The 11,726-nt window shown below is 68.9% G+C and carries 7 protein-coding genes; 4 read left to right on the top strand and 3 right to left on the bottom strand.

The features are described from left to right. Positions 1 to 14: 14 nt before the first annotated feature. From AC1DF4_RS11860 to AC1DF4_RS11845, 4 genes are all read left to right on the top strand, one after another. The gene (locus AC1DF4_RS11860) at positions 15 to 980 is read left to right on the top strand and encodes a quinone oxidoreductase family protein (protein ID WP_476913072.1); all 966 of its coding nucleotides are present in this window, start codon (positions 15 to 17) and stop codon (positions 978 to 980) included. A gap of 177 nt (positions 981 to 1,157) precedes the next feature. After that, on the top strand, positions 1,158 to 5,072 hold the full coding sequence (locus AC1DF4_RS11855) for a Pls/PosA family non-ribosomal peptide synthetase (RefSeq protein WP_476913097.1): 3,915 nt from the start codon (positions 1,158 to 1,160) through the stop codon (positions 5,070 to 5,072). A gap of 43 nt (positions 5,073 to 5,115) precedes the next feature. Then, complete coding sequence (locus AC1DF4_RS11850; protein ID WP_476913071.1) at positions 5,116 to 6,501, top strand: M1 family metallopeptidase; 1,386 nt, start codon at positions 5,116 to 5,118, stop codon at positions 6,499 to 6,501. Positions 6,502 to 6,624: 123 nt separating this feature from the next. Beyond that, positions 6,625 to 7,062 carry a VOC family protein gene (locus tag AC1DF4_RS11845; RefSeq protein WP_476913070.1) on the top strand — a complete coding sequence of 146 codons (438 nt, stop codon included), beginning with the start codon at positions 6,625 to 6,627 and terminating at the stop codon, positions 7,060 to 7,062. A 261-nt stretch (positions 7,063 to 7,323) separates the two neighbouring features. On the opposite strand, the gene AC1DF4_RS11840 is transcribed toward AC1DF4_RS11845, so the two are convergent. The 3 genes from AC1DF4_RS11840 to pheT all read right to left on the bottom strand — a co-directional run bounded on the left by AC1DF4_RS11840 (position 7,324) and on the right by pheT (position 11,725). Further along, the gene (locus AC1DF4_RS11840) at positions 7,324 to 8,433 is read right to left on the bottom strand and encodes a DNA polymerase IV (protein WP_476913069.1); all 1,110 of its coding nucleotides are present in this window, start codon (positions 8,431 to 8,433) and stop codon (positions 7,324 to 7,326) included. A gap of 56 nt (positions 8,434 to 8,489) precedes the next feature. Continuing rightward, positions 8,490 to 9,026, bottom strand: a complete 537-nt coding sequence (locus tag AC1DF4_RS11835) for a 4'-phosphopantetheinyl transferase family protein (protein ID WP_476913068.1) — start codon at positions 9,024 to 9,026, stop codon at positions 8,490 to 8,492. Positions 9,027 to 9,181: 155 nt separating this feature from the next. Further along, positions 9,182 to 11,725 (bottom strand): phenylalanine--tRNA ligase subunit beta, encoded by a 2,544-nt coding sequence (gene pheT / locus AC1DF4_RS11830; protein WP_476913067.1) that lies wholly within the window; start codon positions 11,723 to 11,725, stop codon positions 9,182 to 9,184. Position 11,726 lies beyond the last annotated feature (1 nt).

Below are 11,726 nucleotides of genomic sequence, written 5' to 3'. Positions count from 1 at the left end.
AGCCAAGGAGTTCCATGATGCATGCAATCGTCGCCCGCGAGGCCGGAGGCCCCGAGGTCCTCACACTGACCGAGGTGGAGCGCCCGGTTCCCGGTCCCGGCCAGCTGCTGGTCAAGGTCGCCGCCGTCGGCGTGAACTTCATCGACACCTACAAGCGCAGCGGAAGCTACAAGGTTCCGTATCCGTTCACTCCCGGTTCCGAGGCCTCGGGCACCGTGGAGGAACTCGGCGACGGCGTCACCGGGTTCTCCACCGGCGACCGCGTGGCCACCGCGGAAGGCATCAACTGCTACGCCGGCTACGCCCTGATCGATGAAGACAAGGCGCTGCCGGTCCCCTCCGGCGTGGACGACTTCACGGCAGCTGCCCTGCCGCTGCAGGGCATCACCGCGCACTACCTGATCAATTCCTCTTTCAAGGTGGAGCCGGGCCATACCGTCCTGCTGCACGCCGGAGCGGGCGGCGTCGGCCTGCTGCTGATCCAGCTGCTCAAGGCCCGGGGCGCGCGCGTCATCACCACCGTTTCCACTGGCGACAAGGAGCAACTGGCCCGCGACGCAGGCGCCGACCATGTGCTGCGCTATGACGGCTTCGCCGCCAAGGTCCGCGAACTGACGGACGGGACCGGCGCGGATGTGGTGTACGACGGCGTCGGCAAGGACACCTTCGACGGGTCCCTCGAGGCCCTGCGCATCCGCGGCACCCTGGTGCTCTTCGGCGCCGCTTCCGGCCCCGTTCCGCCCTTCGACCCCCAACGGCTCAACTCCGGGGGCTCCCTGTACCTGACCCGGCCGACGATCGCGCATTTCCTGCGCAACGCCCAGGAACGCCGCTGGCGCTCCAACGAGCTCTTCGCGGCGGTGGCTGATGGCAGCCTCAAGGTGCGGGTCGGCGCCCGCTACGACCTGGCGGAAGCCGCCCAGGCCCACGATGACCTCGAGCAGCGGCGCACCACCGGCAAAGTGATCCTGGTTCCCTAGGGCTTGATCCAAGGGACTCAGGAACAGATCAGGGAAACTGCGTGCGATCGTCCGAACAGTGGCGGAGTATTAACACAAAGCGAACCCGGACACCTTCCGTTCACCTAAGCCGGAGACGATCCCCCTGTGACTGATCAGCAAGCGCAACACAGCGGCCCTCCGCAGGCCCTCGCCACCGTGGGCCCGGCGTTCCGGCCGCAGCTTCCGGGGTCCTTGGCCGCGCCGCCGGAGCGGACCCTGGTCGACATCCTGCAGGACACCGCCGCGCGCTTCCCGGATGCCTCCGCCCTCGACGACGGCCACGAATCACTCAGTTACGCCCAGCTTCTGGCTGCGGTCCGGGCCAAGGCGAAGGAGCTGCACCTCGCCGGCCTCGGTGCCGGCGACAAAATCGGGGTCCGGATTCCCTCCGGCACCAACCAGCTCTACGTCTCGATCCTGGCCATCCTGATGGTCGGGGCCGCGTACGTCCCGGTGGACGCGGACGACCCGGAGGAGCGGGCCAGGCTCGTGTTCGGCGAGGCCCGGGTCGCCGGGATATTACGCGGAGCCGGGGAGATTGTGACGGAGGGGCAGCGGCCCCGCCCGTTTCCCGGGCCGCGGCTTCCCGGCCCGGACGACGACGCCTGGGTCATCTTCACCTCCGGTTCCACCGGGACCCCCAAAGGCGTGGCGGTGCAGCACCGCTCTGCGGCGGCCTTCGTCGATGCCGAAGCCCGGATCTTCCAGCAGGCCGATCCGGTCGGGACGCAGGACCGTGTCCTGGCCGGGCTCTCAGTCGCCTTCGACGCGTCCTGCGAGGAAATGTGGCTCGCGTGGCGGCATGGCGCCTGCCTCGTTCCGGCGCCCCGGGCCCTGGTCCGGACCGGCATGGACCTTGGCCCGTGGCTGATCAGCCACGGCATCACGGTAGTTTCCACGGTGCCCACCCTCGCCGCGCTGTGGCCGGTGGAGTCCCTCGAAAGCGTCCGCCTGCTGATCTTCGGCGGCGAAGCGTGCCCGCCGGACCTCGCCGAGCGGCTCGCCGTCGAAGGCCGCGAGGTCTGGAACACCTACGGGCCCACCGAGGCCACCGTCGTCGCCTGCGCGGCACCGCTCGGCGGTCCCGGTCCGGTACGGATCGGCCTGCCTCTGGACGGCTGGGACCTCGCCGTCGTGGACGCCAATTCCCTGCCGGTCGGGGAGGGGGAAGTCGGCGAACTGATCATCGGCGGCGTCGGCCTGGCTCGGTACCTGGACCCGGCGAAGGACGCCGAGAAATATGCCCCCATGCCGTCGCTGGGCTGGGCGCGCGCCTACCGCTCGGGCGACCTGGTCCGCTACGAGGCCGCGGGCCTGATCTTCCAGGGCCGCGCCGACGAACAGGTCAAGCTCGGCGGGCGCCGGATCGAACTCGGCGAGATCGACGCCGCCCTGCAGTCGCTGCCGGATGTCGCGGGCGCGGCGGCCGCGGTGCAGACGACGGCGGCCGGCAACCAGATCCTCGTCGGTTACCTGGCCCCGGCCGGGGGCCGGGACCTCGATCTGGCCGCCGCCCGGGAGCTGCTCGGCGACAGCCTGCCGGCCCCGCTGATCCCGCTGCTGACCGTGGTTGATTCGCTGCCCACCAAGACCAGCGGCAAGGTGGACAGGCACGCGCTGCCGTGGCCCCTGGCGGGCGCCGGAGCCGCCGACACCGCAGCGGCCCCGCTGAACCTGCCGGACGACGCAACCTGGATCGTGGAGCAGTGGGGTGCCGTGCTGGGCAGCACTGTGTCCAGCCTCGACGCCGATTTCTTCGCCTACGGAGGCGGCTCCCTCGCCGCCGCGCAGCTCGTCTCCGCCCTTCGCGTCCGCTACCCCACCATCACTGTGGCTGACATTTACGCCACTCCCCGGATCGGGGCGCTCATCGACGTCGCGCGCCAGTCCCTGCCCGACGGCGGGGCGGGCCCGGCCCCGGAACGCACGGTCCGGCGCACGGCCCGCAGGTCACAGGTCTTCCAGACCCTGATGGGTGTTCCCCTGCACATCCTCGTGGGCATGCGCTGGTTGACGTACCTGATGGCGGCGAACAATCTGCTCGCCTCCTTCGCCGGGTTCACGGCAGCCCCCACGGTGTCCTGGTGGTGGGTGGGCGTCTCCTGGCTCGTCTTCGTCAGCCCGGCGGGCCGGATGCTGATCTCCGTCGCCGCCGCCCGCCTGCTGCTCCGCAAGGTGGTGGCGGGAACGTACCCGCGGTCAGGCCGGGTCCACCTGCGCCTCTGGCTGGCCGAACACATCCAGGACCTGGCCGGTGCCATCAGTCTGGCCAGCGCTCCCTGGGTGCCGTACTACGCCCGGGCCCTCGGGGCCAAAATCGGCAACGACGTCCAGCTCCACTCGCTGCCGCCCGTCACGGGCCTGCTGTCGCTCGGCAGCGGCTGCAATGTGGAGCCCGAGGTCGATCTGTCCGGCTGGTGGATCGACGGCGACATCGTCCACATCGGGGCCATCCACGTCGGTCCCGGCGCCACAGTCGGGGCACGCAGTACCCTTATGCCCGGGGCCACGATCGGCGCCGGAGCGAAGGTGGAACCAGGCTCGGCCGTGCTGGGCAAAGTCAAGGCCGGGCACCTCGTCGCCGGGTCCCCGGCCGAGCGGCGGGGAAAGGCCAAACACTCCTGGCCGGACACTCCCCCGGCCCACCCGCTGATCGGCCGGCTCTGGTTCACCGGCTTCGCGGCCGCCTCGGCCGTCCTGGCCCTGATTCCCTACGTCTCCGCCGCCGCCGCGGCGCTGGTGGTCTTTGGCTTCATCCGCGGCAGCGAATCGCTCGGCGCGGCACTGCCGCAGCTCCTGCTGTCCCTTCCGCCGGCGGCCCTGGTCTGGTTCCTGTCCAACCTTGTGCTGATACTCCTGACCACCAGGCTCCTCGGCGTGGGCCTGGCCGAAGGGTACTACCGGGTCCGGAGCAGGATCGGCTGGCAGGTCTGGGCCACCGAGCGGGTCCTGGACCTGGCCCGCGACCTGCTCTTCCCGATTTACGCCAGCCTCTTCACCCCGGCCTGGCTGCGCCTGCTCGGCGCCAAAATCGGCAAAAACGTGGAGGCCTCGACTGTCCTGCTGATCCCCAAAATGACCACGGTCGGCGAAGGCGCCTTCCTGGCCGACGACACGATGGTGGCGTCCTACGAGCTCGACGGCGGCTGGCTGCGGATCGCGCCGGCCAAAATCGGCAAACGCTCCTTCCTTGGCAACTCCGGCATGACCGCCGCCGGCCGCAACGTGCCCAAGAACTCCCTCGTGGCCGTGCTCTCGGCGACTCCGGCCAAGGCGAAATCCGGGACCTCCTGGCTGGGCAGCCCGCCGGTCCGGCTCCGGCGCACTGCCATCGCTTCCGACGACACACGGACCTACCAGCCGCCGCCGAAGCTCAAGGTTGCCCGGGCCCTGTGGGAGCTGTGCCGTTTTGTCCCCGTGGTGGCCACGGTCGCGGTCGCCGCCGGGGTCTTCCTCGCCTTCGACTGGCTCGCAACCGTTTTCAACTACGGCGTCGCTGCCCTGCTGGGCGGCGTCGTAATCCTCCTCGCCGGCGCCGTGGCGGCGGGCAGCGCCGTCGTGGCGAAGTGGCTGCTGGTCGGGCGCATCAAGCCCGGCGAGCATCCGCTGTGGAGCTCCTTCATCTGGCGCAACGAGGTGGTGGACACCTTCATCGAAATGGTCAGCGCCCCCTGGTTCGCCCGCTCTGCCAGCGGCACCCCGGCCCTGGTCTGGTGGCTCCGGGCCCTGGGTGCCAAGATCGGCGCGGGCACCTGGTGCGAAAGCTACTGGCTGCCCGAAGCTGACCTCGTCACGCTGGGCCGGAACTCCACGGTGAACCGCGGCTGCGTGGTCCAGACCCATCTCTTCCACGATCGGGTCATGAGCATTGACACTGTTACGCTCGATGACGGGGCAACGATGGGACCGCATGGAGTCATCCTCCCGCAGGCCCGGATCGGCACAGGCGGCACGGTGGGCCCTGCGTCCCTCGTGATGCGGGGTGAAACGGTGCCCGCCGGGACGTACTGGATGGGCAATCCGGTGAGCCCTTGGGGCGGACCGGCCGCGCCCGTCCCCAAACTGAAGTAGCCCGCCCCGTACCTCCCGCCCCTGCAATCCCGAAAGACGGTTGATGAGTTCCACGCCACCGAGTTCCACTGTCGCACCAGGCAGCGGAAGCGGCCTGCCCTCGGACGATACTGCCGGCTCCCCCGATCCGTACCTGCCGGGCCACGGCACGGATGCCTACCGTGTCACCCGCTACGAACTCGATCTGGACTACAAGCTCAGCAGCAACCGCCTGAACGGGCGGGCGGTGGTGCACGCAGTGACGCAGCGCCCGACGTCGGCCATCGTGCTGGACCTGACCGGGCTCCGGGCCACCAAGATCCAGCTTGGAGGGCGGAGGGTCCGGAGATTCAGCCACCGCGCCGACCAGCTCGTCGTCGTCCCCGAAGCCGCCCTGCTGCCCGGTGAGGAATTCACGCTGGACATCCGTTACGAGGGGAACCCCTCTCCCCGCCGCGGGCTGTGGGGCGAAGTGGGGTGGGAGGAGCTCACCGACGGGGTGCTGGTGGCCGGCCAGCCGAACGGCGCACCGTCCTGGTTCCCCTGCAACGATCACCCGAAGGACAAGGCCAGCTACCGGATCTCGGTGACCACGGACGCGAACTACCGGGCTGTGTGCAACGGGATCCTGGTCTCGCGCACCACCAGGTCCAGCCGCGAGACCTGGGTCTACGAGCAGTCGGAGCCGATGGCCACGTACCTTGCCACGGTCCAGATCGGCCGCTACGAGCTCCTGGCGCTCAACCCCGCCCGTCCGGCGGTTCAGGTGCCCCAGTATGCGGCTGTTCCGGCGGAGCTGGCGGAGGCGGCCCGCGAGGGCCTGGCGAGGCAGCCCGAGATGATGCGCACCTTCATCGATTGTTTCGGCCCGTATCCGTTCGCCGAGTACACCGTCGTGGTGGCGGGAGATGAACTGGAGATCCCGCTGGAGGCGCAGAGCCTGTCGATCTTCGGCCCCAACCATCTGGGGCAGGACTGGGAGTCGCAGCGGCTCATCGCGCACGAGCTGTCCCACCAGTGGTTCGGGAACTCACTGACGGCGGCGTCCTGGAAGGACATCTGGCTGCACGAGGGATTTGCCTGCTACGCCGAGTGGATCTGGTCCGAAGAGGCGGGTGTCATGACGGTGGCCCGACGGGCCGCCGCAGCCTGGCGGAAGCTCGCCGCCGGCAAACAGGACCTGCTCGTGGGCGACCCCGGCCCCGAGCTGATGTTCGACGACCGGGTCTACAAGCGCGGCGCCCTGGCGCTGCATGCCCTGCGCCTGCGCTGCGGTGACCTGGCGTTCTTCTCGCTGCTGCACGACTGGGCAAGCCAGAACCGTCACGGCTCCGTCTCTACACAGCAGTTCATTCTCACCGCGGACCACGCGACCGGCCTCGATACCGAGTCCCTGCTGCACCCGTGGCTGTATCAGGAGGCCCTGCCGCCGTTGCCGGCGGCCGGCTGAAACTGCAGATACGCATGGCCGGCCACCTACTCAGGAGCAGGAGGCCTTGGAGGAAGCCCTCGACGAGGGGCGCCGGCCTTGCCGCCTCTGGAGCTAATCGGTCCGCCTTGGTAGCTTCAACGCATGGCCATCAAACTTGAGAACGTCGGTATCGCCGTTCGCGACCTCGAAGCAACGATTTCCTTTTTCACCGACCTCGGGCTCACGGTCGTTGGCCGTGACACGGTCAGTGGCGAGTGGACCGACACTGCTGTCGGCCTTGACGGCAACCACGCCAACATAGCGATGCTCCAAACGCCGGACGGGCACGGTCGGCTTGAACTCTTCGAGTACATCCACCCCGAAGCGATCGAATCGGAACCCACCCGTCCCAACGAGATTGGTATGCACCGCGTGGCTTTCTCGGTCGACGACATAGACAAAGCCCTTGAGATAGCTGCGAAGCACGGCTGCTATCCTCTACGCGGCGTGGCGAACTATAAGGACGTCTACAAGCTCACCTACGTCCGCGGTCCCAGCGGCATCATCGTGATGCTCGCCGAGGAACTGAAGAAGGACTGACACCAGCAGGATAGATGGCCCCGCCGTTTCAAGCAGGGTCGGATGGCTAATCTGCCCTGGCTCACCAGTCTTGAGTTCTACTTTGGTGTACATGGGAACCATCAGGAGGACCAGGGAAGCGATTATCGCGAATGAGGCAGCAAGGGCCTGGCGGGCATTCCTGGAATCCGGACCGCGTTTCATGTGGCTCCCCAGATAAAGCTGTTCAGGTCAAGGAAAGCACTGTCCGCGGGGTTCCGACTTTTCAGGCGAACGACGCCGTCACCAACCGCCGCGCGTCGGCGTATGTCCCTTTCGGGCGTCGTCGGGCATTGTCATCTCGGCCCGCAGGCCCAAAAGCCGGATGGGACGGCCCGCTTCGATTCCGGCTGCGAGGTCCAGGGCCTGCGTGAGGATTTCGTTCCGGTCGAATGTCTCGGGAATCTTCCGCGCGTGGGTTTTCGTGATGAACGGCGCGTACCGGACCTTGAGGGTCAGCCCAAGAACAGGCCGCCCTTCGGCTACAACATCCTCAAGGACACGCGCAGTCAGCTCCCGCACGGCGTCGTCCACCTGGGCGGGCTCGGTCAGGTCCCTCTGGAAGGTGGTCTCCCGGCTGTGTCCGCGGGCAACCCACGGGGTGTCGTCCACGACGCTGGTGCCGTCCCCGCGTCCGAGCTCCGCGTACCACGGACCCATCCTGGGCCCGAACTCCGGGACCAGGTCCTGGGGGTCGGAGGCGGCCAACTCGGCGACTGTGTTGATGCCGAGTTTGGCCAGCCGGCCCGACACTTTGGTTCCGACGCCCCACAGGTCCTTGGTGGGCCGGCCGCCCATAACGTCGAGCCAGTTCCCCGCAGTGAGACGGAATACGCCGGCCGGCTTGCCGAAACCGGTGGCGACCTTGGCCCGAACCAGGGTGTCGCCGATGCCCACGCTGCAATGCAGCTGCGTTTGCTCCAAGACCGCGGCCTGCACCTGCCGGGCGTAGGCTTCCGGATTCTCTGTCTCAATGCCTACAAAGGCTTCATCCCATCCCAGCACCTGCACCGTGGCTCCAGTCTGCGCGCGCAGGGTAGCCATCACCGTTTCCGACGCCGCGAGGTAGGCCTCGTGATCGACGGGCAGGATCACCGCGTCGGGCACCTTCCGGGCCGCAATGCGCAACGGCATGCCGGAACCAACGCCGAACGCCCTGGCTTCGTAGGATGCAGTCGACACCACAGCCCGCTCCGTGGGGTCGCCCCGCCCGCCGACTATGATCGGCTTGCCCGCGAGCTCCGGGCGCCGGAGCACTTCGACCGCCGCGATGAACTGGTCGAGATCGACGTGCAGCACCCACCGGATTCCGCTCACGCCACCAGTGTGCCCTAAAACAACCCCGGCAAGCATCGGCTCACCACCGGAAAAAGCGCTAACAGGAGGGGTTCCCAGCCTGGTTGCGGCTGCTAGACCCTTCCGACGACGGCCAGCGCGGCGACAAAGCCGGCCGGCAGGTCCAGGTCAACGGTGTCGACGTCCACGACGACGGCGCCGTCAGGGAGTTCCGCGAAGGCCTCCACCGTGGCCGGATCGACCCGCAGCCCGGTGCCGCGTGCCTTCAGCAGGGCCTCCTTGCGCGCCCAGGCGGCTGCCCGCCAGGGCATCGCCTCCTCCGGCGCCAGCGCCGCGAGCCGCTGCTGTTCCGCAGGGGTGAGGGCGACGTCGTCGAACCCCGGGAACCCGACGCCGGAGCTGTGCTCCAGATCGACGCCGATCGCACCGGCCGCACTGGCAGGACCCGCGGCCAGCAGCGCCCAGCCACGGCTGCGGGAAAGGCTCAAAAGCAGGCCGGCGGGGGCACCACTAAGCAGGAAGCCAGGCCGGCCGTGGTCAAGCTCCGGTCCCGTCCCGCACTCCGGGCAGGAATACGCGGCAGTCAGTTCCGCGGGGCGCACTCCCAGGATTCCGGCGGCGAATTCCCGCAACGCGATCCGGCCGGCCAAGAAGTCCCGCTGGGTCCCCGGATCCTTGAAGCCTGCGGCGCGTGCGCGTTCGGCGGCACCAAGAAAGACCTCACCGTCCGGTCCGACGTCGGCAAGACGAATGGACCGGACGGTGATTCCGGCGACGGCGAGGGTTCCTCTGAGGCCCGTCTGCTTTAGCGTTGGACTGCTCCGAAGCGCTCGTGGGCCACAGCAACAGCGCCTTCGCGGGCCGCGGATGCCTCGTCCGCGGTCAGCGTGCGGTCCATGGCCCGGAAGCGCAGGCTGAAGGCCAGCGACTTCTTGCCGTCCTCGATGCCCTTGCCTTCGTACACGTCGAAGAGTGCGACGTCTTCGAGCAGTTCGCCGGCGCCTTCGCGCAGGGCCGCGAGTACCTCTTCCGCCGGGACCTCCTGCGGCACCACGAGGGCGACGTCCTGGGTGGCTACCGGGTACGTGGAGATGTGCCGGGCGACGATCACGTCGGCGGCCGCCTCAAAGAGCGCGTCCGCGTTGAATTCGATCGCCACCGACCGCTCGGGCATGTCGTGCGCGGCCAGCAGCTTCGGGTGCAGCTCGCCGGCGAAGCCCAGGACCTCGCCGGTGCGGAGCGCCAGCTGGGCGGTCCGTCCCGGGTGGAAGGCCTGGTGCTGCCCCTGGCTGATCACGATCTCGACGCCGAGCACGTCGCCGGCGGTCCTGGCGATGTCCAGCGCGTCGGCCCAGTCCCACGCCCGGGGCGTGTGCGCTGCGGCGGCCGGCGAGTCGTGTCCGGTGAGCACAGCGGCGACGTACAGCGGCTGGTCCGGGACGCCGTCGTACAGGCCGTCCAGGACCTCATCGCCGGGCTTGACGCCAAGCGGCGGGATCGACGCCGTGCCGAGCGTGTCGCCCGGCAGGAACACGAGGCCGGCCTCAAAAAGCGCCAGGTCGCGGAAGCCGCGCGAGTGGTTGCGCTTGGCGGCGTCGATCAGACCCGGCAGGATAGAGGTGCGCAGGTAGCCCTGCTCCTCGCTGATCGGGTTGGCCAGCTTGAGCGCCTTGCGGGGCGTTCCTTCCGTGGACACGCCGAACGTGTCGTTGGCGGCCTTGGAGACGAAGGGGTACGCCAGGACTTCGGTGAGTCCGGAAGCGGCCAGGGCCTGGACCAGGCGCCGGCGCTGCTGCTGGACGCGGGTCAGGCCGCGGCCGGGAGGCGCCACGGGAAGGCTTGCCGGGATCTGGTCGTAGCCGACCAGCCGGGCGATCTCCTCGGAGAGGTCCTCCTTGGTTTCCAGGTCATTGCGCCAGCTCGGGGCCGTCACGGTGTAGCCGCCGTCGTTCTTCACCACGACGGCGCCCAGGTCCTCAAGCGAGGTGACGATCTGTTCCTCGGTGAAGTCGATGCCGATCCGTTCCGCGGCGAAGGTTGCGGGCAGCTCGACCGTAACGGTGTCCGGGGCGGTCCCGACGTCGGTCCCTGCCTCATCCGCGGTGCCGCCGGCGAGTTCGACCAGGAGGTCAACGACGCGCTGCGCGGCGGTGCCGGCCACGTGCCAGTCAACTCCGCGCTCGAAGCGCTTGGACGCTTCGGACGGCAGCTTGTGGCGGCGGCGCGAGCGTCCGATGGACACCTCGTCGAAGTGCGCTGCCTCAACGAGGACGTTCGACGTCGAATCGCTGACCTCGGTGGCGGCGCCGCCCATCACGCCGGCGATGCCGATCGCGCCGGAGCCGTCGGTAATCAGCAGGTCCTCGACGTCGAGCGCGCGGACTTTCTCGTCCAGGGTGGTGATCTTTTCGCCAGCCACGGCCCTGCGGACCACGATGTCGCCCGAGAGCTTGTCCAGGTCGTAGCAGTGCGTGGGCTGCCCGAGTTCGAGCATGACGTAGTTGGAGATGTCCACCGGCAGGGAGATGGAGCGGATGCCGGCGAGCCGGAGCCGGGAGGACATCCACGGGGGCGTCGGCCTGGTGGCGTCGACGCCGCGGACGGTGCGGGCCACAAAGCGGTCACAGCCGGGCTTGCCGTAGATCGGGGCGTCGTCGTTGAGTTTGACGCCGTAGCCCCCGGCCAGGGCCGCGGGAGCCTGGACCTTCGACGCCGGATCCGTGAAGGAGGTGCCGGTGGCGTGGGCGTACTCGCGGGCCACGCCGCGGATCGAGAACGCGTAGCCGCGGTCCGGGGTGACGTTGATTTCCGCGGCCTGGTCGTAGAGGCCCAGGAGCTCCATGGCGTCGGCGCCGATTTCGGGGTCCAGCCCGATCCGGGAGAGCACCAGGATGCCGTCGTGGTCCTCGCCGATGCCGAGCTCGCGCACGGACGCGATCATGCCGGCGGAAAGGTGCCCGTAGGTCTTCCGCGCGGAGATGTGGAAGTTGCCCGGCAGCACGGCACCGGGGAGGGTGACCACCACCTTGTCGCCTTCCACGAAGTTGTGGGCGCCGCAGATGATGCCCTGGACACCGGAGGGGTCGATGCCCTCGCCGGTGAGGCTCTGCTGCTGGCCCTCGGGGACCACGCGGACCTGGCACCAGTTGATGGTCTTGCCGTTGGTCTGGGGTTCCTTGACGATGCTCAGGACCTGGCCCACCACCACGGGGCCCTGCAGGGCGTCCGTCGGCCGGTGGACGGCTTCTTCTTCAAAGCCGACCTTGACCAGGTCCGCCATCACGTCTTCGGCCGTTGCTCCGGCCGGTACCTGCGCGAATTCACGCAGCCAGGAAAGTGGGATACGCACT

This window comes from Arthrobacter sp. 05N429, from assembly GCF_056397045.1.
The sequence above is the reverse complement of the archived record's forward strand: the minus strand, read 5'-3'. Positions and strand labels throughout refer to the sequence as shown.

Coding starts and splice junctions, on each gene's coding strand:
- AC1DF4_RS11860 (WP_476913072.1), top strand. CDS start 15: ATGATGCATGCAATCGTCGCCCGCGAGGCCGGAGGCCCCGAGGTCCTC.
- AC1DF4_RS11850 (WP_476913071.1), top strand. CDS start 5,116: ATGAGTTCCACGCCACCGAGTTCCACTGTCGCACCAGGCAGCGGAAGC.
- AC1DF4_RS11845 (WP_476913070.1), top strand. CDS start 6,625: ATGGCCATCAAACTTGAGAACGTCGGTATCGCCGTTCGCGACCTCGAA.
- AC1DF4_RS11840 (WP_476913069.1), bottom strand. CDS start 8,433: ATGCTTGCCGGGGTTGTTTTAGGGCACACTGGTGGCGTGAGCGGAATC.